The following is a 23,164-nucleotide window of genomic DNA, read 5'->3' as shown; positions in this document are numbered from 1 at the left end:
GTAGGTGCCCTCCCGCGGGCCCGCGCGTGTACGACGTATGGACGCGTCCCGAAGCCGGTGCAAAGCTCGAAGGACCACCGCGGGCACGCGCAGGAGCCGCACCGCGACACGCCACTCCCCCGCGACACCCGTCGTACCGCCGCACCGTGCGAGCAGTCGGGAGGAACACATCATGGGTGACAAGGCGAACACGACCCCCGGAGCCGCCGGCAGGGCTTTGACGGCCGACCGGCCCGCGTCGTTGCGGAACGTGGTGCTGGTCGGCCACAGCGGATCGGGCAAGACGACCCTCGTCGAGGCGCTCGCCCAGGCCACCGGGGCGGTCAACCGGGCGGGGCGCGTCGAGGACGGCGGGACGGTCTCGGACTACGACGAGATCGAGCACCGCCAGCAGCGCTCCGTACAGCTCTCGCTCGTCCCGGTCGGCTGGGACGGATTCAAGATCAATCTTCTCGACACCCCCGGGTACGCCGACTTCGTCGGGGAGCTGAGGGCCGGTCTGCGGGCGGCGGACGCGGCCCTCTTCGTCGTCTCGGCCGCGCAGGAGGCCGATGCCGTCGCCGCCTCGACTCGCATGGTCTGGGAGGAGTGCGCCGCCGTCGGCATGCCCCGGGCCATCGTCGTCACCCACCTCGACACCGCCCGCACCGACTTCACCGAGCTCACCGCCGTCTGCGCCGACCTCTTCGGGCGCGACGACCCCGACGCCGTCCTGCCCCTCTACCTGCCCGTGCGCGGCAGCGAGGGCGCCGACGGGCACGCGCCCGCCACGGGGCTCGTCGGTCTGCTCTCGGAGCGGGTCCTCGACTACTCGACGGGCGTACGGCGCGAGGAGGAGCCCGACGAGACCCAGCGGCAGGTGATCGCGGAGGCCCGCGCCCGGCTCATCGAGGGGATCATCGCCGAGAGCGAGGACGAGACCCTCATGGACCGCTACCTCGGCGGCGAGGAGATCGACCTGAAGACCCTCGTCGACGACCTGGAGAAGGCCGTCGCCCGGGGCAGCTTTTATCCGGTCCTCGCGGCCGCCCCCGCCGCCGACGGCGGCACGCAGGGCCTCGGCACCCTCGAACTCCTCGAACTGATCACGGGCGGCTTCCCCTCGCCCCTGGAGCACGAGCCGCCCGCCGTCACCACCCCCGACGGGCAGGCCCGGCCGCCGGTGAGCTGCGACCCCGACGGCCCCCTGGTCGCCGAGGTCGTCAAGACCGCGGCCGACCCCTACGTCGGCCGGATCTCCCTGGTCCGGGTCTTCTCCGGGACCCTGCGCCCCGACGAGACCGTCCACGTCTCGGGCCACGGCCTCGCCGACCGGGGCCACGAGGACCATGACGTCGACGAGCGGATCGGCGGCCTCACCTCGCCCTTCGGCAAGCAGCAGCGGCCCATGGCGCACTGCGTCGCCGGGGACCTCGCCTGTGTGGCCCGGCTGGGCCGCGCCGAGACCGGCGACACGATCTCCGCGAAGGGCGATCCGCTGCTCATGGAGCCGTGGAGCATGCCGGAGCCGCTGCTGCCGCTCGCCGTCGAGGCGCACAGCAAGGCGGACGAGGACCGGCTCTCGCAGGGCCTCGCCCGGCTGGTCGCCGAGGACCCGACCATGCGCCTCGAACAGAACCAGGACACCCGCCAGGTGGTGCTCTGGTGCCTGGGCGAGGCCCACCAGGACGTCGTCCTGGAACGGCTCCGCGGCCGGTACGGGGTGCAGGTCGACGCCGTGCCGTACAAGGTGTCGCTGCGGGAGACCTTCGGCGGTGCCGCGGCCGGCCGGGGCCGGCACGTCAAGCAGTCCGGCGGCCACGGCCAGTTCGCGATCTGCGAGATCGACGTGGAGCCGCTGCCGGCGGGCAGCGGGATCGAGTTCGTCGACAAGGTGGTCGGCGGCGCGGTCCCCCGCCAGTTCGTCGCCTCCGTGGAGAAGGGGGTACGGGCCCAGGCCGCCCGGGGCGTCGCCGCGGGCCATCCGCTCGTCGACGTCCGGGTCACCCTCCGGGACGGCAAGGCGCACTCGGTCGACTCCTCCGACGCCGCCTTCCAGACGGCCGGGGCGCTGGCGCTGCGCGAGGCGGCCGCCGACGTCGCCGTCCATCTCCTGGAGCCGGTCGCCGAGGTGCAGGTCCTCGTCCCCGACGAGTACGTCGGTCCGGTCATGAGCGATCTGTCGGGGCGGCGCGGCCGGGTCGTCGGCACCGAGCAGGCGGGGCCGGGACGGACCGTGGTCAGGGCGGAGGTGCCGGAGATCGAGATCAGCCGGTACGCGATCGACCTGCGCTCCGTGTCGCACGGCACGGGCCGCTTCGACCGCGCGTACGCCCGGCACGAGCCCATGCCGCCGCACCTCGCGGAGAAGATCCGCGAACAGGCCTGAAAGGAGCCCCGGTTGACGGGGCGACAACTGAGGACGTCCGCCCGGCGCGCGCCGGGCGGACGTCATTCGGCCGTCGGTATCCACAGGCCGTGACGCATCAGGCAGTACCCGGTTACGCTGTGGTGCCCAGCTCAGAAGGTGTGCGGGGCGCGGCAGTTGGGAACAGCCCGCAGAGGTGATCGCGGCGATGGGGGCGACAGTGGCTTTCGACGGATTCGGACCCGGGGCGCAAGTCCCCCTCATGGGCTCGGACGGGCAGACGGGGGCGACCCAGGCCCTCGCCTCGGCCGCGTACCGGGACAGCCCGCTCTCGACGATCCAGGAGGCGGACAACGACCTCTACAAGACGACGGTCAAGGAAGGGAGATGGGGGCTCTTCCGGCCGGACCTCGGCGAGGCCTTCTCGCGTGCCGTCCAGGTCCGGGTCCTCGGCGGCGCCCGCAAGGCGCTGATCCAGTCCTTCGGCGCCGACCCGCAGCCGGTCGTCGAGCACTGCCTCGCCGCCACGCACATCCGCAGACAGCGCGACGTCAAGCTGACCCTGATCACCTTCGTCTGCGGGGTGCTCTTCCTGCCCGGCCTGCTGCTGTGGCTCGGCGTCATCCAGCTCCGCCGCCTCGCCGCGGGGAACGAGAACCGGCGCGCGGGCGCCCTCGGCACCGCCCTCCTGTTCGCGGCCGGCCTCTTCGCGGCGATCGTCCTGGTCAAGCTGCCCTTCGACGGCATCCTGCCCAACTACCTGCGCGCGATGATCGTCGCGCCGGTCGTGGGCTGGTTCCTCGCGCGCCGCATCTGCGAGAAGTACGCGATCGACCTGCGGGAGCGCTGGACGGGCCTGCTCAGCGGCGGCGGCGTCGGCCCCCACGTCCCCAAGTCGGCTCCGCAGGACCCGGGCGAGAAGTCGGCCGAGGAACTCCGCGTCAACCTGGAGAAGCTCTCCGCCGAGCAGCAGTCCAACATCGTCTTCTACGCGGGCGCCAAGGGTGTCCTCGGGCTCGGCACCCGCTGGGGCAGCTGGACCCTCGCCGAGGAGCTCGTCCCCCAGGAGGGGCGGGAGATCCACGCGTTCCGCGCCTGGGACGTCATACGGAAGATCCACGACGAGCTCACGCTCCTGGAGCGCGGCTCGCTCAAGACGGGCTTCCCCAAGCCGACGGTCAAGCACTGGATCATCTCGCCGGTCGGGGAGGGCGCCGACGAGGTCACGCGCCCCGAGGGCGACAGCATCGTGCACTACCAGGTCAAGCCGCACGAGATACAGCGCATCTGCAACGACCAGCAGTTCGGCGCGGGCAACCGCCACTACCTCGGCGTGCAGTTCACGCTCTGGGACGGAAACCTCGTCCTCACGATGATGGTGACCGTCACCTCGCTGCTCCACACGCTGCGGATCGAGGTCACCGGACACGCGCTCGGGCCCGTGCACGGCCTGTTCACCACGAAGCCGAAGGCGAAGACCAAGGAGGTCTCCAAGACCGTCCGCTTCTGGGAGACGAGGGAGATCCAGCAGCCCCTCCTGGAGACCGACGACATCGTCCGGCTCGCGGTGCGCGCCCCGCTGACCTGGTACCCGCCGGTCCTGGAGTTCCTCGGCGGCAAGATGGTCCTGCCCGAGCCCTTCGGGCTCCGGCACGTGTGGGCCGGGCCGCTCTGGAAGAACCGCTTCATGGCCGACGACGCGATCCGCATGGCCACGCCGGTGCTGCGGGCCGTCCACTCCGCGACGGTCAGGATGCTGGACGACCACGGCGTGGACACGGAGCGCTTCACCAACCGCTCGATGTTCCTCGGCGGCGCCGTCCAGGACCCGGGCCCGAAGAAGGCCGACGTCTACGACGCCTGACCCGGGTCACCCCCGCACGGACGGACGGATCAGATGGTGGCCGGCCAGGCGTCGGCCAGCATCTTCCGGGTGTCCGCGAGCAGCTGCGGAAGCACCTTGGTGTGCCCGACGACCGGCATGAAGTTGGTGTCGCCGCCCCAGCGCGGCACCACGTGCTGGTGCAGGTGCGCGGCGATCCCGGCACCCGCGACGGCGCCCTGGTTCATGCCGATGTTGAAGCCGTGCGCCCCCGAGGCCGTCCGCAGCGCGACCATCGCGCGCTTGGTCAGGTCGGCGAGTTCCGCCGTCTCCGCCGCGTCCAGGTCCGTGTAGTCGGCGACGTGCCGGTAGGGGACGACCATGAGGTGGCCGCCGTTGTACGGGTAGAGGTTGAGGACCGCGTACACGCTCTCGCCGCGGGCGATCACCAGCCCGTCCTCGTCGGACTTCGACGGAATCGAGCAGAAGGGACAGCCGTCGTCGGCCCCCGGCCCGGTCGGCTTGTTCTCGCCCTGGATGTACGCCATCCGGTGAGGCGTCCACAGGCGCTGGAACGCGTCCCGCGTCCCGACTCCGATCTGCTGCTCCGGCTCAGTCGTCATGCTGTGCAGCATATTGCGTCGCCCGTTCGGAACGTGTCGCCGGGGCGGAAGATCCATGCAGCCGCCATGCTGATCCGATGAGCGACAGGTCACCGAACCCGCCCCGGCTGGAGCGCTGGGACCGCAGTATGGAGGCGCCGCTCGCGGTGGCCTCCGTGGTCTACCTGGCCGGCTACGCGGTGCGCATCCTCGCCCATCACCAGCTGTCCCAGGGATGGCTCGACCTCATCCTGGCGGTCACCCTCGCCTCCTGGGCCCTCTTCGTCGCGGACTACGTGGTGCGGCTCCGGCTCAGCGGTCTCGGCCCGCTCCGCTTCCTCCGCACCCATCTCCTCGACACGGTGGTCGTGGTCCTGCCGCTGCTGCGGCCGGTGCGGATGGTCAACATCTACAACCAGATCCAGCGCCGCCACGACGAGCCGCGGCTCGGCCTCTACGCACGCGTGATGGTCTACTCCGGCCTCACGGTGGCCCTGCTCGGCTTCGCGGGCGCCCTGACCGTCTACCAGTACGAGGCGGACGCCCCCGGCGCCTCGATCCTCACCTTCGGCGACGCGGTGTGGTGGACCTGCGCCACGCTCGCGACGGTGGGGTACGGCGACGTGGTGCCGGTGACGCCCATGGGCAGAGTGGTGGCGGTGGGCGTGATGGCCTGCGGCCTCGCCCTCCTCGGCGCGGTGACGGGTTCGTTCTCGTCCTGGCTGATCCAGGCGTTCCGGCGGGAGGACGAGACGGACGAGGGGACGGGGAACAGGGGGAGGCCCCCGGGGAACTCCCCGGGGGCCTCCTGAACGCGATCGGGGTCGTCAGACCTGGACGCGGTCCTCGACGATCTTGGCGATCTTGGCGATGGCCTCGTCGACGGGGATGCCGTTCTCCTGCGAACCGTCGCGGTAGCGGAAGGAGACGGCGCCGGCGGCCATGTCCTCGTCACCCGCGATGATCATGAAGGGGACCTTCTGCTTCTGCGCGTTCCGGATCTTCTTCTGCATCCGGTCCGAGGAGGAGTCGACGTCCACCCGCAGGCCCTGCTTCTTCGCCTTGGCGGCGAAGTCGTGCAGGTAGTCGACGTGCGCGTCGCCGATCGGGATACCGGTCGCCTGCACCGGCGCCAGCCACGGCGGCATCGCACCCGCGTAGTGCTCCAGGAGCACCGCGAAGAAGCGCTCGATCGAGCCGAAGAGCGCGCGGTGGATCATGACCGGGCGCTGCTTGGTGCCGTCCGGGGAGGTGTACTCCAGGTCGAAGCGCTCCGGCAGGTTGAAGTCGAGCTGGACGGTCGACATCTGCCAGGTACGGCCGATGGCGTCCCGCGCCTGCACCGAGATCTTCGGGCCGTAGAACGCGGCGCCGCCCGGGTCGGGGGTCAGCGGGAGGCCCTGCTTCTCGGCGACCTGCTGGAGGACCGCGGTGGCCTCCTCCCACACCTCGTCGGAGCCGACGAACTTCTCCGGGTCCTTGGTGGACAGCTCCAGGTAGAAGTCGTTCAGGCCGTAGTCGCGGAGCAGGTTGAGGACGAAGGTGAGGGTCTTGTCCAGCTCCTCCGCCATCTGCTCGCGGGTGCAGTAGATGTGCGCGTCGTCCTGGGTGAAGCCGCGCGCCCGGGTCAGACCGTGGACGACGCCGGACTTCTCGTACCGGTACACGGTGCCGAACTCGAACAGGCGCAGCGGCAGCTCACGGTAGGAGCGCCCGCGCGCGTCGAAGATCAGGTTGTGCATCGGGCAGTTCATGGGCTTGAGGTAGTAGTCCACGCCCTCGTCGAGCTGCATGGGGGGGTACATGCCCTCGGCGTACCAGTCCAGGTGGCCCGACTTCTCGAACAGCTTGCCCTTGGTGGCGTGCGGCGAGTAGACGAACTCGTAGCCCTCCTCCTCGTGGCGCTTGCGCGAGTAGTCCTCCATGACCCGGCGGATGATGCCGCCCTTGGGGTGGAAGACCGCGAGGCCGGAGCCGATCTCGTCCGGGACGGAGAAGAGGTCCAGCTCGTTGCCGAGCTTGCGGTGGTCGCGCTTCTCGGCCTCGGCCAGGAAGTCGAGGTGGGCCTTCAGCTCGTCCTTCGACGGCCAGGCGGTGCCGTAGATGCGCTGGAGCATCGGGTTCTTCTCGCTGCCGCGCCAGTAGGCGGCGGCGTTGCGCATGAGCTTGAACGCCGGGATGTTCCGGGTGGTCGGCAGGTGCGGACCGCGGCAGAGGTCCTTCCAGCACAGGTCGCCGGTCTTGGCGTCGAGGTTGTCGTAGATGGTGAGCTCGCCGCCGCCGACCTCGACGTCGGCGCCGTCGTCGGTGGACGCGGAGCCCTTGATGCCGATGAGCTCCAGCTTGTACGGCTCGTCGGCGAGCTCCTCGCGGGCGGCCTCGTCGGTCACCACGCGGCGGGAGAAGCGCTGGCCGCGCTTCTGGATCTCCTGCATCTTCTTCTCGATGACCTTGAGGTCCTCGGGAGTGAAGGGCTTCTCGACGTCGAAGTCGTAGTAGAAGCCGTCCCGCACCGGCGGGCCGATGCCCAGCTTGGCCTCGGGGAAGAGCTCCTGCACGGCCTGGGCCATGACGTGCGCGGTGGAGTGGCGCAGGATGTCGAGACCGTCCGGGGAGGAGATCTCCACGCCCTCGACGACATCGCCCTCGGCGAGCTCGTACGAGAGGTCCTTCAGCTCGCCGCCGACACGGGCGGCGATGACGGTGCGGTCGTCGGCGAAGAGGGCACCGGCGGTGGTGCCCGCGCTCACCGCCCTCTCCTCTGCCTCCGAGGCGGACTGGACGGTCACACGGACTTCAGACACGGGTGTTCTTCTTCCATTGGGGCGCAGGCAGGCACGAGGTGCCGGCGCCGACGGTGCGCGGCAGAGACGAGGTGCCGCGTCGCCGTCGATCTTACCGATCGGACAGGCCCGCCCGCGAAACGGTTTCCGCCGCACCGCGCCCTTCGCCCCGTACCGCCCGGAGACCCGTGCGTCGCCCCCGGCCGCGCCCCTCACCCCTCGTCCGGGCCGCAGGCCTCCTCGAAGTAGTCGAGGTTCTCGTGGAGCGACTTCATCAGCCGGTCCCGTTCCGCCTCGTCGACCTGGACGGGGACGACCCCGGAGGCGTCGGTCAGCCGCCGGAAGCCGCCCCGGCTCTCCAGGCGGCCCACGACCCGGATGGGCAGCCCGACGAGGTGGGCGTGGACGGCGGTGCGGTACTCCTCCTCGCCGAGGGTGACCCGGACGTGCGGGACCTCGGCCCCGCCGAGCACCCGCAGCCGGACGGTTCCGTCGCCGCGCGGGCCCGAGCGGCGCATCCGGACGACGGCCCCGGTGATGCGTACCGGCACGGAGGGCTCGTCGGTCAGGTAGCGGGCGCTCGCCTCGCGCAGGGCGGGCAGGTCGCCCGGAGAGAACTCGACGGGTTCGGGGCGGGCCGCGCAGCCCTCGGGCGCTCCGGCGGCCGGGGCCCATTCGAGGGCGACCCTGGCCCCTTCCGTGCCCCGGACCAGCGCGACGAGGGCCTCGGTGAGCTCGCGGCTGACGCCGGCCTCGACGGCGGCGTCGAAGGCCTCCATGCCGCCGGTGGCCCGCTGGTAGTCGGTGGCCTCCCGGGCCGCGTAGAGCGCGTGGTAGAGCCGGACGGCGATGGGACGGCCCGGCTCGACGGGCAGGAAGGCGGTCAGTCCGCGGCCGCCGGGAGCGGCTCCGACGACGACGGTCTCCAGAGAGGCCTGGGCGGGCCGGCGGTGGCGGGCGCCGTGGTAGCCGGCCCGGCCTCGGACGGCTAGGGCGCCCGCGAGGAGCAGCTGGCGGGCCGCCGACCTGAGCTGTTCCTGCACCGTCCAGGGGACCGTGCCGGCCGGTCCCGGGGGGACGTCGCGCCACCAGCGGATCTCGTCGCTGGGGACGGAGAGGCCGGTGAGGACCTCGCGCGCGGAGGGCGTACCGCTGTGGGCGAGGGCGGTGAGCGCCTCGCCGAGCAGGTCCTCGCAGTCCGGGAAGGCCCGGCTCTCCGGGACGAGCAGGCTCGTGCCGCCGCCCGGGCCGACGGGCGGGGTCCAGCGGCTGTAGCGGCCGGCGGCCCCGCCGCGCCGCCGCCAGCCGTGGCGGGCGAGGAGGGCGCCGAGGACGCGCGGGTCGACCCGGCCGGGGTCGGGCGTCCCGTGGACGTCGGCCCAGGGCCCGGCGGGCGGGGCGGGAATCCCGGTCCAGTGGCCGGGGGTGTCGCCGGGCGCCGGGTGGGGGCGGTAGGGCGGGGGAACGGGGGCGGGTCCGCGCCCGGACCCGCCCCCCTCCCCGAACCCTGGTTCGTCGACAGGCCGGTGCATCAAGGTCTCCCTCCCACGCCGACCCGGGTCATGATCTCGCAGAGCGCCCGGTCGTCGAAGATCCGTGCCGTCGGGATGCGCACGGTGGTCCGGCGGCGTCCCGTGACCGGGTGTCCGGCCAGGTTGGTCCAGTAGCAGCAGTGCCGCAGGTCGAGCCGGTCGTGGCTCGCCCGCAGCCAGTCCTCCTGGGACCTCGGGACAAGCATCACGACCAGGATCTTGTGCACGGACACGGGGGTCCGGGCGAGCTTCACCAGGTGGTCGTTGTCGAGGGTGAAGGAGAACGCGCTCCCCGGCGGGCGGGGAGGGATCTGGTAGGTGCACTTGAGCTGCACCTTGATGGTGACCTCGTCGTCGACGGTGTGTCCGGGCGAGCCGTGGCTCACGTGCCAGTCGATGCCGTTGTCCGGAAAGGGCTGGGACAGCGAGCAGCCGGCCGCGGCGGCGACGGCGTGCAGGTATCCCACCTGAAGGGTCTCCATGCATGCGGTGGTGGCGAGTGAGCCGCGCGTCGGTGCCACCCGCTGGGGCGGCAGCCCTCCCGACTCGGGCTGGGCGAGCGCCATGTCGTTTTTCCTTCCCCGTCCCCTCTGTTGTGACCGGTCCGCGTACGGCGCAAACAGTGCGGGTATCACCGTTTCGGGCAGGGGGTTGGCCATCTGCCGCACGTGTGCGAGGAGTTCGGGGATGACGACGCACTGGTACGAGGGGCCCCTGGCCGCTTTCGACACGGAGACCACGGGAGTTGACGTCGAGGGGGACCGGATCGTCTCGGCCGCCCTGGTGGTGCAGGACGCGGCCGGGGCGCGGCCGCGGGTGACGCGCTGGCTGGTCAATCCGGGCATACCGGTGCCCGCCGAGGCCACCGCCGTCCACGGCCTGACGGACGATCACCTCCAGCGGTACGGCCGGTGGCCGGCTCCGGTGATGGAGGAGCTGGCGCGCGCGCTGGCGGAGCAGACCGCGGCGGGACGTCCGCTGGTGGTGATGAACGCGCCGTTCGATCTGACGATCCTGGACCGCGAGCTGCGGCGGCACCGGGCGTCCTCGCTCGGCACCTATCTGGAGAGCGCCCCGCTGTGCGTGCTCGACCCGCGGGTCCTGGACAAGCACTTGGACCGCTACCGCAAGGGCCGCCGCACGCTCACCGACCTCTGCGCGCACTACGAGGTGGAGTTGGCCGGGGCGCACGACGCGGCGGCGGACGCGGCGGCGGCGCTGGAGCTCGTACGGGCGGTGGCCCGGCGCTTCTCGGCCCGGCTGGAGCGGCTGTCACCGGCGGAGCTCCACACGCTCCAGGCGGTGTGGCACGCCGCCCAGGCGCGCGGCCTCCAGGCGTGGTTCACGCGGCAGGGGACTCCGGAGACGGTGGACCCCGCGTGGCCGCTGCGGCCGGAACTGCGCACGGCGGCATGACGGATGGGGCGCGGCGGCATGACAAAAGCCGGCCCGTCTTTCGACGGACCGGCTTTTCCCGGTGGGCGATACTGGGATCGAACCAGTGACCCCTTCGGTGTGAACGAAGTGCTCTCCCGCTGAGCTAATCGCCCGGGAACGGTTTGAACCATACAGGCCGACGAGGGGTTCCTTCAAACCGTCCCGCCCGTCACCGATCGCCGCCTCCCGGCGACGCTCTCCGAGCGGCCTCCCTCATCTCGGCCGCGAGTCCCCGCCGTCCCCCGCGCATCATCAGCGCGTGGTTGACCCGGAAGGCCGGCCGTCCGGGGACGGCGAGCAGCCGCAGGAGGCGGGCGCGGACCTCCACCTCCTGCTCGTACACGGCGCGGGTGCCGGTTCCTTCCGCCGTGACGGTCCAGCGGGCCCACCCGTCCAGGTCCCCGCCGAGGCCGACCTCCAGGATCCGGGCGGCGGGGTCGCGGCGCAGGGCCCGGGCGGTGACGACGAGTTCGTACGGGAGGAGCGAGCGGAAGCGGGCGGTGCCGGTGGTGTCGTCGAGGGGGACCACCTCGCGGACCTGGGGCCACCAGCGGGGGTACTCCTCGGCCCGTTCGAGTACGGCGTAGACGGCGTCGGGCGGGGCGGCGAGCCGCCAGACGCTCCGGAAGCGGTACCGGCACCAGTCCATGCGTCCAGTCTGGGGTACTCAGGCCGGGATCTGAGTACGGTGACGCATTCCCGTGCCGTGTGGCCGGAGCCACACTCCCGGTATGAACACTTCCCTGCCGCCCGCGGACGAGCTGGTGCTCGTCGACCGCGAGCTGGCGCGACTCGACGCGCGCCGGACCGAGTTGCTGGCCCGCCGGGCCTGGCTGATCCGGGCGCTGTACCCGCCGGTCGCGATGTCGGCGGCGGCGCCGCCGGGCGCCCGGGCGCTCGCGGACTCGACCCCGCGGAGCGCGCAGAACGTGCTGCTGACGCTCGGTGGGACGCTCCTGACGATCGCCGCCGTCGCCTTCACGCTGGTGAGCTGGGGCTCGATGGGGATCGGCGGGCGCGCGGCGGTGCTGCTCGTGGTGACCTCGGCGGCCCTGGCGGCGCCGGTGGCACTGCTGCGGAAGGGTCTGGTCTCGACGGCCGAGTCGGTGGCGGCGCTGGGCCTCGTCCTGATGGTCCTCGACGCGTACGCGCTCCACCGGGTGGCGCCGGCCGGGACGGACGGCCTGGGGTACACGGCGGTGGCGGCCGCGGTCCTCGCGGGCGCGTGGACGGCGTACGGCTCGGCACTCCCCCGGCTGCGGACTCCGCTGCCGACGGCCGTGGTCGCGGCCCAGCTGCCGCTGCCGCTCGGCGCGCTCGCGGCCGGGAGCGGCCCGACGGCCTTCGCGTGGGCGGCGCTGGTGACGGCCGCGGCGGACGTGGCGGCGGTGCTGTGGACCCGTCCGGCGGCGGTCCGGATCACTGCGGCCACCGGGGCGGCGGCGCTGGGCGGCTGGTCGCTCCTGACGGGCGTGTGGCTCTCTCTGAGCTCCCCGTGGAGCGGCGCGCCGCTGCTGCTCGCGGGTGCGGCTCTGACGCTTTACGTGGCCTGGCGGCGGCCCGGGCTCGCGGTGGCGGCCTCGGTGCTCGCGGGCCTGTCGGCGGTGACGGCCCTCGGCGGCCTCCTCCGCGCGGCGCTCCCCTCGGACTGGACGGTCCCGGGTTACGTGGTCTGCGGCCTGGCCCTGGCGTGGCTGTGGCACGGGATCGGCGCGCGGGACGGTTCGGGTGCGTCGGAGGGTCCGGATGCGACGGCCGGGACCCCGTGGCTGCCCCGTGGCGTGCGGCAGGGGCTGGCGGCCGCCGGTGCCGGGGTCGTGGCGACGGGCGGTCTGTGGGCGCTGCCGCCCGTCGCCGTGGGGCTTCTGGGGCCGGTGGCCCGGACGACGGAGGTGTGGTCCGGTGAGCACACCGGGCGCACCCTCACCTGGTACCCGGCGACCGCGGCCCTGGTGCTCCTGGTGGTCGCCGCCGTGCTCGCGGCCGTCCCCCGGCTGTGGGCCCGCTGCGGCGCGCTCGCGGCGGTCTGGGCGCTGCTCACGGCTCTGCCGGTCTCCCTGGACCTGCCGTACGCGACGACGCTCGTGCTCCAGCTGCTCACCACCGCGGCCGCCCTCGGCCTCGCGGTCCGCCCCGGCCCGCTGACCCGCGGGGTGCGGCAGGGCGCGGCGGCGGCCACGGCGGCCGGGCAGTCCGCCGGCCCCGCCCTGCCGCCGCTCCCCGGTACCGGGACCCCCTGGGCCGGCTGGGCGCCCCTGCGGCCCGCGACGCGGCCGACCGTCCTGGAGCCCCGCACGGCGCTCGGCTGGTGCGCCTACGCCGGCGGGCTCGCGTCCGCCCTGAGCGCGGTCGCGCTCGCCCTGGACGTGCGCGGGGCGACCTTCGCCTCGCTGGGGCTGCTGCTCGGGCTCTTCACGGGCGTCGCCGTGCTCGGGGAGGGCGCGCGCCGGGTGGTCTCGGCCTGTGTCGCCGTCCTCACGGCGGCGGGGCTCGTCCTCGCGGTGGCGGCGGCGGCCGGTTTCGAGGACCACTGGACGGCCGTGGCGCTGCTCCTGGTCCCGGCGGCCGGCGCGGCCGTGGGTGCCCGGACGCGTACGGGTCCCACGACTCTGGCGGTGGAGATCACCGGTGCCTGCGTGGGGCTGCTCGCCCTGGGGATCGCCGCCTCCCGGCCCGCGTTCCTGGCGCTCGTGCTGGCCCTCGGCGGGGTGATCGCGGCGGCGACGGCGGTCCGGCCGGAGCGGCGGCGCTTCGCCTCGTGGACGGCGGCGGTCCTGTTCCTGCTCGCCACCTGGGTCCGGCTCGCGGTCTCGGACGTGACGACCCCGGAGGCGTACACGCTGCCGGTGACGGTGCCCGCGCTGGTCGTGGGCTTCCTGCGGCGGCGGGACCGGGAGGCCTCGTCCTGGACGGCGTACGGCCCCGGTCTCGCGGCGACGCTGGTGCCGAGCCTCGTCGCGGCCTGGGTGGACCCGGACTGGGTGCGCCCGCTGATCCTGGGGGTCGCGGCGCTCGTCGTGACGCTGCTGGGGGCGCGGTTCCGGCTCCAGGCGCTGCTCGTGCTCGGCGGCGGGGTGCTGGCCCTGGACGGGCTGCACGAGCTGGCCCCGTACGTCGTGCAGGTGGTGGACGCGCTGCCCCGCTGGCTGCCGCCGGCCCTCGCCGGGCTCCTGCTGCTCGCGGTGGGCGCCACGTACGAGCAGCGGCTGCGGGACGCCCGGCGGCTGCGGGACCGGCTGGGGCGGATGCGGTGAAACGCCGAAGGCCCGGGGACGGTGTTCCGTCTCCGGGCCTTCGGGCCGGGTGGTGGGCGATACTGGGTTCGAACCAGTGACCCCTTCGGTGTGAACGAAGTGCTCTCCCACTGAGCTAATCGCCCGGGCGCACCGCAAACATTACCCCATGTCAGCGGGGGTCCCGAACCACCGATCGATCACTGCTCGATCTTCCACGGCATGACGAAGCCGTACTTCCAGAGGTAGACGCCGAGCAGGGCGGCGACGATCACCAGACCGATGGTGGTGAGGATGATGTTCCGTCGGCGGACCTTGGGGTCGAGGGCACGCTGGGCGGCCTCGGTGACCTTCCGCTTGGTCCAGCGGAGAACGAGCTGCGCCCAGACGAACTCGGTCGCCCAGATCGCCATGCCGCCGAAGATGACCAGCCAGCCCGGTCCCGGCAGCGGCAGCATCACGACGCCCGCACCGACCACGGCCAGTCCGACGACGAAGACGCCCACCTGCCAGCTCAGGTGCAGGGTCCGTCGGGACTTGATGAACTCCGGTGCGCGGGATCCCAGTTCGGCTTCCTGGCCGGCTGCGGAATCCCCTGTGCGCTCGTCACTCTCCGCATTCATACCCCCTAACCTACCGGATGCCGGAGGCCTACCCGGATGGCGGTATTACCCGGGGTTACACACCGCCGTTCGAGCTACCTGAACGATCACAAAACCGACAGAGGGGTTTACAACGGCACCGGAGGTGGCATGTCGATTTCGCCGACGTGCGAATCCCCGAGCGCACACTGAGCGAAAGGCCCTGGCGCTTATGAACACCACGGTCAGCTGCGAGCTGCACCTGCGCCTCGTTGTGTCGAGCGAGTCCTCACTGCCTGTACCCGCGGGCCTGCGGTATGACACGGCCGATCCGTATGCCGTGCACGCCACCTTCCACACCGGAGCCGAGGAGACGGTCGAGTGGGTCTTCGCCCGCGACCTTCTCGCCGAGGGGCTGCACCGGCCCACCGGCACGGGCGACGTCCGCGTCTGGCCATCCCGTAGTCACGGCCAGGGAGTCGTCTGCATCGCGTTGAGCTCCCCCGAGGGAGAAGCCCTGCTCGAGGCCCCGGCGAGGGCCCTGGAGTCGTTCCTCAAGCGGACCGACGCCGCCGTGCCACCGGGCACCGAGCATCGGCACTTCGATCTCGACACGGAGCTCTCCCACATCCTGGCGGACAGCTGAGCCAGGCCGAGAGCCGTACGGCGCCGTCCGACTCGGGGCGACGGCGCCGCGCGCACAGTCACATAGGCACGACGACGGCGTTCCCCACCGCGCAGCCGGCGCGGTGGTGGGCGCCGTCGCCCCTTTCCCGGCCGCGCTAGAGTCAGCGCCATTCCGCGGGCGCCCGCCCGCGGCCGGCCAGGGAGCGAATCGTGCTGATCCCCCACGACACCCGGATCGCCCTCGACACCGTCGTCGATCTGATGAACACGGCGCCCCAGGGCGACCGTCCCGACGAGCTCGCGGACCTGGAGGGGCTTCGGGCCTTCGTGCGCAACCACAAGATCAGCGACGTGGGCGAACTCGGAGCCGCCGACCTGCGGGCCGTGCGCGAGGTCCGCGAGAAGTTCACCGCGGTCTTCTCCGCCCCTGAGCCCCGGATCGCGGCCCCGCTGATCAACCAGCTGGTGGCGGCGGCGGGCACCACCCCACAGCTCACCGACCACGACGGTTACGACCTGCACGTGCACTACTTCGCGCCCGGCGCCTCGGTGGCGGACCACCTCGGCGCCGACTGCGGCATGGCCCTCGCGTTCATCGTGGTGGCCGGCGAGCAGGAGCGGCTGCGGCGCTGCGAGGCGCCGGACTGCGGCCGGGCCTTCGTCGACCTGTCCCGCAACCGCTCGCGCCGTTACTGCGACAGCCGCACCTGCGGCAACCGCCTGCACGTGGCCGCGTACCGGGCGCGCCGCAAGGAAGCGGCGGGCTGACGGCCCGGCCCGCCGGCCCCGCGGGCGGTCGGGACGGGCGCGGTCACAGCACGAAGAGATCGTGCACGGCGGCCGTCAGCAGCAGGCAGCCGATCACCGCGAGGAAGATCATCAGCGGCGGCTGGGAGAGCGCGAACAGACAGCCGCGCGCTTCCTCCGCGGGCATGTCGACGGGTCCGGCGGCATCGGGGGCGGCGGGGACGGGGTCCCGCGAGGTATCCAGCATCTCGGGGGGATGATGACGCACATTCCGCCCGGGAAATCCCGCAACACGCCTCACTGCAAGGGGTGTTCACCCCTTCCCGTGGATCACGGGAAAGGGAATCGCCAGAAGTGATCAGATTCCGTGCTTCTTCAGAATCGCCTCGATGTCGCTGAAGTCCTCGCCGGCGGACTGGCCGGCCTGCGGCTTCGGGGCCGCGGCACGCGAGGGCGAGGAGGCGGCCGGGGCCACGGCACGCGGCTCGGCTCCCCCGGTGGTCTCCTTGCGGCCGGCCCGGCGCCGCTCGACGGCGCGCGTGGACGAGAACAGCAGCCAGGCGCCACCGAGCACGCCGAAGCCGGCCCAGGCCACCGGGCTGAAGGCCGTGCCTGCGATCCAGTCCACGGCACCGATCATCACGAGGCCGAGCGGCACCAGAGAGTAGGCGGCGATCCGGGCGGCGGCCAGGTAGCGCTTCCGGTACGCCGTGATCGCGGCGATGCCCAGGCCCGCCACGGCCGCCGCGGAGCAGATGGTCTCGGCGAGCATGCGATCCTCCAGGTCCGGGTGATACGTCCCTTCCATCCTGCACCGCCGAGGAGGGCCGGGGCCATGTCCCGGCGCCGTTCTCAGGGAGATCTCCGGGTCGTCCCGGCCGGATCTCCTCCTCAGGGCCTGGTGAGGGAGACTGCTGCCATGAACGACTCCACCACCGCACCCGCCTCCCCCGTCGTCCTGGAAGCCTGGTTCGACCTCCAGTGCCCCGACTGCTTCGCGGCCCTCGACGACGTCCGCGCCCTGCGCGAGACCTACGGCGACCGCCTCGACGTACAGCTGCGCCACTTCCCGCTGGCGAAGCACAAGCACGCGTACGCCGCCGCCCAGGCCGCCGAGGAGGCCTTCGACCAGGGCAAGGGCTGGCCGTACGTGGAGGCGCTGCTGGCCAGGACCGCCGCGCTCGGCGACCGGGGCGAGCCGGTGCTCCTGGAGGTGGCGGCCGAACTGGGCCTGGACGCCGAGGAGTTCGACACCGCCCTGATCGACGGCCGGCACCTGCTGACCGTCGACGCGGACGAGGCCGAGGGCAAGGCCGTCAAGGTCACCGGCACCCCGACCTATGTGATCGGCGGCGAGCGCCTCGACGGCGGCCAGAGCCAGGAGGGCCTGCGGCAGCGCATCGAGGAGATCGCCGACCGCCTCCTGAAGGGCTGAGCCCCCGCCCCTGCCCGGGTGCGCCTACAGGAGCACCTTGGCGCTGTTCACATAGGTCGTGAGGTACCCGAGGGACTCGTAGAGCCGGAGGGCCGGGGTGTTGCCCGCGAAGACGTGGAGTCCGAGCAGCCCGTCCCCGGTCCCGCGCGCGACCCGCTCGGCCAGCAGCATCAGGGCCCGGCCGTAGCCGCGCCCGCGCTGCTCCTCCGCGACCTCGATGTCGTACACGAAAGCGGCCCACCGCCCCGGTTCCAGCTCGATGCGGCCGGTCCACAGGAAGCCGGCGGGCCGCCCGTCCCGGACGACCACGTGGATCGCGACGCCGGGGGTGTCCAGGCCCTGCGGGAGGTACCGGCGGTGGCTGTCGTCCGCCTTGGCGCGCGCCTGGTCCTCGGGGACGCCTCGGTCGATCCAGCTCTGGGCGAAGCCCTCCTTGGCCCGCGCCTCCCACTCCGTGAACTCGCTCCCGGTCATGGGCCGGACCTCGACGCCCTCCGGCAGGGCCGGCGGCTCGGCGGCCAGCTCCTTGACCATGTTCCGGCTGCGCTCGGTGTAGCCGAGCGAGCGGGCCATCCGCAGGGCCGCCTCCGCGTCGGCGGGCACCGATATCTGCACCTCGGCGCAGCCCCAGCTCCGCAGCACCTCCTCGGAGGCGAGCGCGGCGACCGTGCCGCGGCCCCGCCGCCGGTCCGGTTCGTCCACCAGGAGTCCCTGGATCACACCCGAGGCGGCGCCGAAGGCGGGATCCGTGGAGAGGTGGACGGCGCCGACGCGGCGGCTGTTCACGCACACGTCGTAGGTACGGGAACGGCCGCCGTCGGGCGTCTGCTGAAGCGGCCCGGCCGGCCGCAGGGTGGTGGTCATCATGGGTGTTCTACCCACCCCGGGGCCGTCCGTCATCCCGATTTACGCGGACGCGGTCCGGTTCACGCGAGGCGAGGGTCCCGGTCCCGGGCCGCGCGCTCGTCGAAGACCCGCATGGCCTTGGCGGTGACCGGCCCGGGGGTGCCGCCGAGCTCGCGCCCGTCGGCACGGTGCACGGCCTGGACGTCGCGGAGGGTCGAGGTCAGGAAGATCTCGTCGGCGCTCTCCAGCACGTCCAGCGGCAGGTCGGTCTCCTCGGCGCCGGTCCACTCCACGGCGAGGGCGCGGGTGATGCCCGCGAGGCAGCCGGAGGAGACGGGCGGCGTGTGGATCGTGCCGTCGAGGACGACGAAGACGTTCGAGCCGGTGCCCTCGCAGAGCTGCCCCACGGTGTTGGCGAAGAGCGCCTCGGAGGCCCCCCGCTCACGCGCCCTGGCGAGGGCGACGACGTTCTCCGCGTACGAGGTGGTCTTCAGGCCGGCGAGGGCGCTGCGCTCGTTGCGGGTCCAGGGGACGGTGATCACCGCGGTGGAGTCGGGGCGGCGGCCGGTCTCGCCGAGTCCGACGACGAGGCTGGTGCCGGCGTCGCCGCGCTCCGAGCCGAGCGGGGAGAGACCGCCCGTGTACGTGATCCGCAGCCGGCCGAGCTCCATCGGGTTGGCGGCGAGGACCGCGGCGCAGGCCCGGCGGACCTCGTCGAGGTCCGGGTCGGGCAGGCCCAGGCCGCGGGCGGAGCGGGTGAGGCGCTCCAGGTGAAGGGTGAGAGCAAACGTTTCGCCACGTACGGCCTTCACCGTCTCGAAGACGCCGTCGCCGACGGTCAGCCCGTGGTCCAGCACGGAGACCCGGGCGGTCTCCGCGTCGTGCAGCCCGCCGTTGACCCAGAGTTTCATCGAGAGATGGCCTTTCCGCTCGCCTCGTAGGCGCCTGACTCGTAGGCGCCCGACGCTATCGCGACGAGCCGGCCCGCCTTCAGCTCGGTCTCCTCCCACTCGCGCTCCGGGTCCGAGCCCCAGGTGATCCCGGCGCCGGTGCCGAAGCGGAGGACGCCCTCGGCGCGGTCGATCCAGAAGGTGCGTATGCCGACGGCCAGCTCGGCGGTGCCCGCGTCGGCGTCGACCCAGCCGACGCCGCCGCAGTACGGGCCGCGGGGGGCGGTCTCCAGGGCCTCGATGATCCGCAGGGCGCTGGACTTGGGCGCGCCGGTGACGGAGCCGGGCGGGAAGGTGGCGTCGAGGAGCTCGGGCCAGCCGGCGCCCTCGCGCAGGATGCCGGTGACGGTGGAGACGAGGTGGACCAGGCCGGGGTGCTCCTCGACCGCGCAGAGGGCGGGGACGGCGACGGTGCCGGTCTCGCTGACGCGCCCCAGGTCGTTGCGGACCAGGTCGACGATCATCACGTTCTCGGCGTGGTCCTTGGGGAGGAGGTCGTCGGCGGTACGGCCGGTGCCCTTGATCGGGCCCGAGGTGATCAGGGCCTCTTCGCGGCTCAGATAGAGCTCCGGCGAGGCGGTGGCGATCTCCACGCCGTGCGCGGGCAGCCGGATCGTGCCGGCGTAGGGAGCCGGGTTGCCCCGGGCCAGCAGTGCGGTCAGGGCGTCGACGTCGGCGGCGGCCGGGTCCGGCAGCCGCGCGGTCAGCACCCGGCAGAGGTTCGCCTGGTAGACCTCGCCACGCGCGATGTGCTCGCGCACGCGCCGTACGCCCGCGATGTACGCGGAGCGGTCGAGAGAGGACGTCCAGTCACCCGCCCCCGGACCCCGCCAGGCCCCCGGCACGGGCGTGGGGACCGGCTCGCGCCGCACGTCGCCGAAGCGGGCGCAGGTCAGACGGCCCTCGAAGTCCGCACAGACGGCCCAGAAGCCGGCGGAGTCCAGTGCCTCGGGGTCATGGGTGACGTCCCGGAGATCGGTCGCGACGAGGCCGCCGAAGCGGGCCAGAGGAGCAAAGTCGTGCACGTGTCGAGTCTAGGTCGGCCGGAGCGGCTGCCCGGGGTCGTGTGCGCGGGCCACGGGGCGAGGCCGCCGCCGGGGCACGAGCGGGGGCGTACGCGGGGGCTGCGCGCCACCCGGGGAACACGGCGAGTGAACGCCGGGCGAACCCTCCGGCGGGTCCTGGCGGGCACCCCGGTCGGCGCGCAGGTCAGCACGCTGCGGAAACGCGTTTTTGTACTGGCCCAGGAATCCGCTAGAGTTCAACACGTCGCCGGGACGCGCAAGCGAAACGGAAACGACAAGCGGACGTGGCTCAGTTGGTAGAGCATCACCTTGCCAAGGTGAGGGTCGCGAGTTCGAATCTCGTCGTCCGCTCGATGTGGGGGATCTTCCCGAACCCCCGTTATCACTCCTGGTGGAGTGGCCGAGAGGCGAGGCAACGGCCTGCAAAGCCGTCTACACGGGTTCAAATCCCGTCTCCACCTCCAAGGACGATTAGCTCAGCGGGAGAGCACTTCCCTGACACGGAAGGGGTCACTGGTTCAATCCCAGTATCGTCCACTGGACCTTCGGGTCCCGGATCCCCGGATCCCCCGCGCGATTAGCTCAGCGGGAGAGCGCTTCCCTGACACGGAAGAGGTCACTGGTTCAATCCCAGTATCGCGCACACAGCACCCCGCACTGCCGCTCGCGGCACGTGCACACCCGCGCGATTAGCTCAGCGGGAGAGCGCTTCCCTGACACGGAAGAGGTCACTGGTTCAATCCCAGTATCGCGCACGCAGTACGTAGTATCTTCGAGTACGACGTGCACCGCCCCGCGCGATTAGCTCAGCGGGAGAGCGCTTCCCTGACACGGAAGAGGTCACTGGTTCAATCCCAGTATCGCGCACCACCTGAAGAAGCCCCCGGCCGCAGCTCGCGGCCGGGGGCTTCTTCGTGCTCAGGCCGCTCAGGAGGAGAAGAGCATCCGGCCGAAGCCACGCTGACGGTAGTGACCGCCGTGGTGGCCGCCCTGGTGCGGGGCACCCCAGGCGGGAGCCGCGGGGGCGGGCTGCGCCGGGTAGGCCTGCGGCGGCGGCGCCTGCTGGGCCCACTGGGACTCCAGGCGGGTCAGGGCCTCCAGCTCGCCGAAGTCCAGGAATATGCCGCGGCAGCCGCTGCACTGCTCGATCTGGACGCCGTTGCGGTTGTACGTGTGCATGGCCGCATGACACTTGGGACACTGCATGCTGGGCTCAACTCCCTGACATTGCCGTTCGAATGGTGGCTTCACCTTACGTGGACGCCGAAGGAGCCGAATCGGTTCGATGTCCGGCAATCCGCCCACAGGTGTCGATCATCACGTCCTCCACCTCGTCGAGCGGCCGGCGCTCGGCCGTGGACTTGGCGACGGCCAGCGCCGCCGTCTGGACCGTCAGGGCCCGGGCCGGGACGTCCAGTTGGACCCACGGATCGGCTCCGACGGCCGGGCCCTCCGCCTCCTGGTAGGCGCCGAGGAAACGCGACCACACCTCCGGCGGCAGGATGCCCGCGGCGAACCAGGCCGCGGGGCGGGCCAGATCCCACGCGGGATCGCCGAGGCCGAGGTCGTCGACGTCGATGAGCCGCCAGGGGCCCTCGCCGACCGACCGGGGCTCGCGCACCAGTTGGCCGAGGTGGAAGTCGCCGTGACAGAGCAGCCGGGGGCCCCGTTCCCCGCCCGCGGGAATCGTCCGCCAAGCACTCAGCACGGTGGCCGCGGCCGGATGGTCCGGCGCCGTGCGGCGCATCCGGTCCACGGCGAGCGACACCTTGAGCGGGGCCCGCATCTCCGGGAGCCGCGGGGCGAGCCCCGGCGGGGGCGGCGTGCGGTGGAGCCGGGCGAGGAGCCGCGCCGCGTCCTCCCAGGGGGCGGCGTCGGGGTCGTCCGGGGCGACGGGCGAGCCGTACGGCCACACCGTGACGGGGCGGCCGTCGAGTGCGGCACCGTCCTGCGAAGGGACGGGGAGCGGGAGCGGCGGCAGGAGGACGCCGGCCGCGTCGGGGTGGGCGGCAAGGGCGAGGCGGGCGCGGTGCGCCTCGGGGTCGGTGTCGGGCGCGTGGGCCTTGGCGACGAGCCGCCCGTGGCGCACGACGGTCCCGTCGTCCCGGTCCGCGAGGACCCGGACGAGGCCGCTCGCGCAGCGGCAGGGATCGCCGGGGCGGTGAGCGGCCGCCCGCGCGACGGCGGCGAGCCGGTCGAGCCCCTCGTACGACGCGGACCGGTCGAGCCCGTCGGGCCGCTCGCGCCGGACGGACGGGTCCGGCGGTGCTTCGAGGGCCGACCGGTCGAGCGGCGTCGGGGCGGGTGAGAACGGGTCTGCGGGGTCCACGCGGGGAGCGTACGCGCTGTTCCGGGAAGCGCGAAGGCCGGTCAGCTCCCCAGCTGACCGGCCTCACGCTGCCGTCCGCCACACCCCCGTCCCCACGGGGCTGATGGCCGGATGTCCCCGACCCGGGCCGCTCTCCCGGGTCCGGACGCTGTTCAGCGCCCCAACATCACGCCCACGGACGACGCCTGTGTGACCACTGCTTCCCAGCCGCCGAAGACGACGACGAGCAGGGCCGCGAGAGGGAGGACCATGGCCGTGGCCACCAAGGGGTGACGGCGGCCCGAAGGGCTGGTGGTCGACCGCGGTGCCGTGTACGCCATGGTTCCTCTCCTGTCGTGGTCGGCGCGGCGGGTGCTTGACCTCGGGGGACGAGTGCTGCACCCGCCGCTGACAACAACACTAGGGATCGGGAGGCCCCCGGACGTCATGCCCGCGTACCGACTTCCGGGCCTCCCGGAGGATGACGACCGGCCGTACGGAGTACTCCCCTGGGTGGAGACGGACGCCCGGAAGTGGGGGTCTTCCCGGAAGGGTCGGCCCCCGCCCGGACGGCCGGAAGCGCGGGCGCCGGGGGCGCCCGGCGGGTCACCGGGCGTGACATCGCTCACTTCCCCGGGGCCCGTCCGGATCCCGGGGTCCCCCGAGCCCTCCCCCGGGGCCGGGAGCCGCCCTCCGGGCCGTCGCCGGGTTCTCGCGTCCCTTCGTCAAGTGATCTGCAACGAAGGGGGGTTGGAGCTGCGGGTGCATGCGCTCCGAGCCCTTCCGTCCCCCTCAGCACTGACAATCGATCCCGGTGCGAGGGCGCGGCCTATGAGCACGTTCGGGCGCCACTACGTAAGCTGTGCCACGTCGAACGGACGAGGGGACG

Annotated in this window: 22 protein-coding genes and 8 tRNA genes; 14 read left to right on the top strand and 16 right to left on the bottom strand. The window is 72.8% G+C overall.

Annotation, left to right across the window (positions count from 1 at the left end; translation table 11 throughout):
* Window positions 1-172 precede the first annotated feature (172 nt).
* The gene (locus ACF08F_RS20730) at window positions 173-2,368 is read left to right on the top strand and encodes an elongation factor G-like protein EF-G2 (RefSeq protein WP_392299983.1); all 2,196 of its coding nucleotides are present in this window, start codon (window positions 173-175) and stop codon (window positions 2,366-2,368) included.
* Window positions 2,369-2,555: 187 nt separating this feature from the next.
* Window positions 2,556-4,211, top strand: a complete 1,656-nt coding sequence (locus tag ACF08F_RS20725; protein ID WP_392299982.1) for a hypothetical protein — start codon at window positions 2,556-2,558, stop codon at window positions 4,209-4,211.
* Between the two features lie 29 nt (window positions 4,212-4,240).
* Here the strand turns inward: ACF08F_RS20725 and ACF08F_RS20720 are convergent, their stop codons facing one another.
* The gene (locus ACF08F_RS20720) at window positions 4,241-4,804 is read right to left on the bottom strand and encodes an HIT domain-containing protein (RefSeq protein ID WP_055644536.1); all 564 of its coding nucleotides are present in this window, start codon (window positions 4,802-4,804) and stop codon (window positions 4,241-4,243) included.
* A gap of 65 nt (window positions 4,805-4,869) precedes the next feature.
* Here ACF08F_RS20720 and ACF08F_RS20715 point away from each other — a divergent pair, with 65 nt between their 5' ends.
* Window positions 4,870-5,583 (top strand): potassium channel family protein, encoded by a 714-nt coding sequence (locus tag ACF08F_RS20715; protein ID WP_392299981.1) that lies wholly within the window; start codon window positions 4,870-4,872, stop codon window positions 5,581-5,583.
* Window positions 5,584-5,598: 15 nt separating this feature from the next.
* Here the strand turns inward: ACF08F_RS20715 and thrS are convergent, their stop codons facing one another.
* The 3 genes from thrS to ACF08F_RS20700 all read right to left on the bottom strand — a co-directional run bounded on the left by thrS (window position 5,599) and on the right by ACF08F_RS20700 (window position 9,652).
* A complete protein-coding gene (thrS, locus tag ACF08F_RS20710) occupies window positions 5,599-7,575 on the bottom strand; it encodes a threonine--tRNA ligase (protein ID WP_392299980.1) in 1,977 nt (658 codons plus the stop codon).
* 191 nt (window positions 7,576-7,766) lie between these two features.
* Window positions 7,767-9,086 carry a hypothetical protein gene (locus tag ACF08F_RS20705; RefSeq protein WP_392299979.1) on the bottom strand — a complete coding sequence of 440 codons (1,320 nt, stop codon included), beginning with the start codon at window positions 9,084-9,086 and terminating at the stop codon, window positions 7,767-7,769.
* Window positions 9,086-9,652 (bottom strand): DUF4365 domain-containing protein, encoded by a 567-nt coding sequence (locus tag ACF08F_RS20700; RefSeq protein WP_392299978.1) that lies wholly within the window; start codon window positions 9,650-9,652, stop codon window positions 9,086-9,088. The genes ACF08F_RS20705 and ACF08F_RS20700 overlap by 1 nt, the downstream gene beginning before the upstream one ends.
* A gap of 121 nt (window positions 9,653-9,773) precedes the next feature.
* On the opposite strand from ACF08F_RS20700, the gene ACF08F_RS20695 reads away from it, so the two are divergent.
* Window positions 9,774-10,502, top strand: coding sequence for a 3'-5' exonuclease (locus ACF08F_RS20695; RefSeq protein ID WP_392299977.1), 729 nt, complete (start codon window positions 9,774-9,776; stop codon window positions 10,500-10,502).
* A gap of 62 nt (window positions 10,503-10,564) precedes the next feature.
* Here ACF08F_RS20695 and ACF08F_RS20690 read toward each other — a convergent pair.
* Window positions 10,565-10,636: transfer RNA gene (locus ACF08F_RS20690), tRNA-Val, on the bottom strand.
* Between the two features lie 56 nt (window positions 10,637-10,692).
* The gene (locus tag ACF08F_RS20685) at window positions 10,693-11,172 is read right to left on the bottom strand and encodes an SRPBCC family protein (protein WP_392299976.1); all 480 of its coding nucleotides are present in this window, start codon (window positions 11,170-11,172) and stop codon (window positions 10,693-10,695) included.
* 82 nt (window positions 11,173-11,254) lie between these two features.
* Between ACF08F_RS20685 and ACF08F_RS20680 the strand changes: the two genes are divergently transcribed.
* Complete coding sequence (locus ACF08F_RS20680; RefSeq protein WP_392299975.1) at window positions 11,255-13,777, top strand: SCO7613 C-terminal domain-containing membrane protein; 2,523 nt, start codon at window positions 11,255-11,257, stop codon at window positions 13,775-13,777.
* Between the two features lie 50 nt (window positions 13,778-13,827).
* On the opposite strand, the gene ACF08F_RS20675 is transcribed toward ACF08F_RS20680, so the two are convergent.
* Window positions 13,828-13,902 (bottom strand) — tRNA-Val (locus ACF08F_RS20675).
* A 54-nt stretch (window positions 13,903-13,956) separates the two neighbouring features.
* Window positions 13,957-14,379 (bottom strand): TIGR02611 family protein, encoded by a 423-nt coding sequence (locus ACF08F_RS20670; RefSeq protein WP_392299974.1) that lies wholly within the window; start codon window positions 14,377-14,379, stop codon window positions 13,957-13,959.
* A 190-nt stretch (window positions 14,380-14,569) separates the two neighbouring features.
* On the opposite strand from ACF08F_RS20670, the gene ACF08F_RS20665 reads away from it, so the two are divergent.
* Window positions 14,570-14,983 carry an SsgA family sporulation/cell division regulator gene (locus ACF08F_RS20665; protein ID WP_015032345.1) on the top strand — a complete coding sequence of 138 codons (414 nt, stop codon included), beginning with the start codon at window positions 14,570-14,572 and terminating at the stop codon, window positions 14,981-14,983.
* Window positions 14,984-15,174: 191 nt separating this feature from the next.
* Window positions 15,175-15,732, top strand: a complete 558-nt coding sequence (locus tag ACF08F_RS20660) for a CGNR zinc finger domain-containing protein (RefSeq protein WP_392299973.1) — start codon at window positions 15,175-15,177, stop codon at window positions 15,730-15,732.
* 43 nt (window positions 15,733-15,775) lie between these two features.
* Here ACF08F_RS20660 and ACF08F_RS20655 read toward each other — a convergent pair whose 3' ends face one another.
* A complete protein-coding gene (locus ACF08F_RS20655) occupies window positions 15,776-15,958 on the bottom strand; it encodes a hypothetical protein (RefSeq protein ID WP_392299972.1) in 183 nt (60 codons plus the stop codon).
* Window positions 15,959-16,069: 111 nt separating this feature from the next.
* Window positions 16,070-16,483, bottom strand: coding sequence for a hypothetical protein (locus tag ACF08F_RS20650; protein ID WP_392299971.1), 414 nt, complete (start codon window positions 16,481-16,483; stop codon window positions 16,070-16,072).
* A gap of 147 nt (window positions 16,484-16,630) precedes the next feature.
* Here ACF08F_RS20650 and ACF08F_RS20645 point away from each other — a divergent pair, with 147 nt between their 5' ends.
* A complete protein-coding gene (locus ACF08F_RS20645) occupies window positions 16,631-17,146 on the top strand; it encodes a DsbA family protein (RefSeq protein WP_392299970.1) in 516 nt (171 codons plus the stop codon).
* Between the two features lie 24 nt (window positions 17,147-17,170).
* Here ACF08F_RS20645 and ACF08F_RS20640 read toward each other — a convergent pair whose 3' ends face one another.
* The 3 genes from ACF08F_RS20640 to ACF08F_RS20630 form a co-directional block, all read right to left on the bottom strand.
* Entirely contained in the window at window positions 17,171-18,010 is an 840-nt protein-coding gene (locus ACF08F_RS20640) for a GNAT family N-acetyltransferase (protein WP_392299969.1), read from the bottom strand.
* Window positions 18,011-18,072: 62 nt separating this feature from the next.
* Window positions 18,073-18,903: an aminotransferase class IV gene (locus tag ACF08F_RS20635; RefSeq protein WP_392299968.1), complete on the bottom strand. Its 831-nt coding sequence runs from the start codon at window positions 18,901-18,903 to the stop codon at window positions 18,073-18,075.
* Window positions 18,900-19,967, bottom strand: coding sequence for a chorismate-binding protein (locus ACF08F_RS20630; RefSeq protein ID WP_392299967.1), 1,068 nt, complete (start codon window positions 19,965-19,967; stop codon window positions 18,900-18,902). The genes ACF08F_RS20635 and ACF08F_RS20630 overlap by 4 nt, the downstream gene beginning before the upstream one ends.
* A 278-nt stretch (window positions 19,968-20,245) precedes the next feature.
* Between ACF08F_RS20630 and ACF08F_RS20625 the strand changes: the two genes are divergently transcribed.
* The 6 genes from ACF08F_RS20625 (at window position 20,246) to ACF08F_RS20600 (ending at window position 20,837) form a co-directional block, all read left to right on the top strand.
* Window positions 20,246-20,318: transfer RNA gene (locus ACF08F_RS20625), tRNA-Gly, on the top strand.
* Window positions 20,319-20,357: 39 nt separating this feature from the next.
* Window positions 20,358-20,431 (top strand) — tRNA-Cys (locus tag ACF08F_RS20620).
* 1 nt (window position 20,432) lies between these two features.
* Window positions 20,433-20,504, top strand: a tRNA-Val gene (locus ACF08F_RS20615).
* A gap of 34 nt (window positions 20,505-20,538) precedes the next feature.
* Window positions 20,539-20,610, top strand: a tRNA-Val gene (locus ACF08F_RS20610).
* Between the two features lie 40 nt (window positions 20,611-20,650).
* Window positions 20,651-20,722: transfer RNA gene (locus tag ACF08F_RS20605), tRNA-Val, on the top strand.
* Window positions 20,723-20,762: 40 nt separating this feature from the next.
* Window positions 20,763-20,837: transfer RNA gene (locus ACF08F_RS20600), tRNA-Val, on the top strand.
* Between the two features lie 57 nt (window positions 20,838-20,894).
* On the opposite strand, the gene ACF08F_RS20595 is transcribed toward ACF08F_RS20600, so the two are convergent.
* The 3 genes from ACF08F_RS20595 to ACF08F_RS20585 all read right to left on the bottom strand — a co-directional run bounded on the left by ACF08F_RS20595 (window position 20,895) and on the right by ACF08F_RS20585 (window position 22,616).
* The gene (locus tag ACF08F_RS20595) at window positions 20,895-21,173 is read right to left on the bottom strand and encodes a zf-TFIIB domain-containing protein (protein WP_150272035.1); all 279 of its coding nucleotides are present in this window, start codon (window positions 21,171-21,173) and stop codon (window positions 20,895-20,897) included.
* A gap of 46 nt (window positions 21,174-21,219) precedes the next feature.
* Complete coding sequence (locus ACF08F_RS20590) at window positions 21,220-22,296, bottom strand: phosphotransferase family protein (RefSeq protein WP_392299966.1); 1,077 nt, start codon at window positions 22,294-22,296, stop codon at window positions 21,220-21,222.
* Window positions 22,297-22,448: 152 nt separating this feature from the next.
* A complete protein-coding gene (locus ACF08F_RS20585) occupies window positions 22,449-22,616 on the bottom strand; it encodes a hypothetical protein (RefSeq protein ID WP_024758747.1) in 168 nt (55 codons plus the stop codon).
* Between the last annotated feature and the right edge of the window lie 548 nt (window positions 22,617-23,164).

The organism is Streptomyces sp. NPDC015130 (assembly GCF_043080005.1).
Classification (GTDB): Bacteria; Actinomycetota; Actinomycetes; order Streptomycetales; family Streptomycetaceae; genus Streptomyces.
Note: the sequence above shows the minus strand (reverse complement) of the source record. Positions and strands in the feature narration are given on the sequence as shown.

What these genes read in the sequence shown, in the direction of transcription:
- ACF08F_RS20640 (WP_392299969.1), bottom strand. Translation starts at nt 18,010, where the DNA reads ATGACCACCACCCTGCGGCCGGCCGGGCCGCTTCAGCAGACGCCCGAC.
- ACF08F_RS20700 (WP_392299978.1), bottom strand. Translation starts at nt 9,652, where the DNA reads ATGGCGCTCGCCCAGCCCGAGTCGGGAGGGCTGCCGCCCCAGCGGGTG.
- ACF08F_RS20685 (WP_392299976.1), bottom strand. Translation starts at nt 11,172, where the DNA reads ATGGACTGGTGCCGGTACCGCTTCCGGAGCGTCTGGCGGCTCGCCGCC.
- ACF08F_RS20655 (WP_392299972.1), bottom strand. Translation starts at nt 15,958, where the DNA reads ATGCTGGATACCTCGCGGGACCCCGTCCCCGCCGCCCCCGATGCCGCC.
- ACF08F_RS20585 (WP_024758747.1), bottom strand. Translation starts at nt 22,616, where the DNA reads ATGGCGTACACGGCACCGCGGTCGACCACCAGCCCTTCGGGCCGCCGT.
- ACF08F_RS20670 (WP_392299974.1), bottom strand. Translation starts at nt 14,379, where the DNA reads ATGAATGCGGAGAGTGACGAGCGCACAGGGGATTCCGCAGCCGGCCAG.
- ACF08F_RS20595 (WP_150272035.1), bottom strand. Translation starts at nt 21,173, where the DNA reads ATGCAGTGTCCCAAGTGTCATGCGGCCATGCACACGTACAACCGCAAC.
- ACF08F_RS20645 (WP_392299970.1), top strand. Translation starts at nt 16,631, where the DNA reads ATGAACGACTCCACCACCGCACCCGCCTCCCCCGTCGTCCTGGAAGCC.
- ACF08F_RS20695 (WP_392299977.1), top strand. Translation starts at nt 9,774, where the DNA reads ATGACGACGCACTGGTACGAGGGGCCCCTGGCCGCTTTCGACACGGAG.
- ACF08F_RS20705 (WP_392299979.1), bottom strand. Translation starts at nt 9,086, where the DNA reads ATGCACCGGCCTGTCGACGAACCAGGGTTCGGGGAGGGGGGCGGGTCC.
- ACF08F_RS20635 (WP_392299968.1), bottom strand. Translation starts at nt 18,903, where the DNA reads ATGAAACTCTGGGTCAACGGCGGGCTGCACGACGCGGAGACCGCCCGG.
- ACF08F_RS20665 (WP_015032345.1), top strand. Translation starts at nt 14,570, where the DNA reads ATGAACACCACGGTCAGCTGCGAGCTGCACCTGCGCCTCGTTGTGTCG.
- ACF08F_RS20715 (WP_392299981.1), top strand. Translation starts at nt 4,870, where the DNA reads ATGAGCGACAGGTCACCGAACCCGCCCCGGCTGGAGCGCTGGGACCGC.
- ACF08F_RS20680 (WP_392299975.1), top strand. Translation starts at nt 11,255, where the DNA reads ATGAACACTTCCCTGCCGCCCGCGGACGAGCTGGTGCTCGTCGACCGC.
- ACF08F_RS20730 (WP_392299983.1), top strand. Translation starts at nt 173, where the DNA reads ATGGGTGACAAGGCGAACACGACCCCCGGAGCCGCCGGCAGGGCTTTG.
- ACF08F_RS20720 (WP_055644536.1), bottom strand. Translation starts at nt 4,804, where the DNA reads ATGCTGCACAGCATGACGACTGAGCCGGAGCAGCAGATCGGAGTCGGG.
- ACF08F_RS20650 (WP_392299971.1), bottom strand. Translation starts at nt 16,483, where the DNA reads ATGCTCGCCGAGACCATCTGCTCCGCGGCGGCCGTGGCGGGCCTGGGC.
- ACF08F_RS20725 (WP_392299982.1), top strand. Translation starts at nt 2,556, where the DNA reads ATGGGGGCGACAGTGGCTTTCGACGGATTCGGACCCGGGGCGCAAGTC.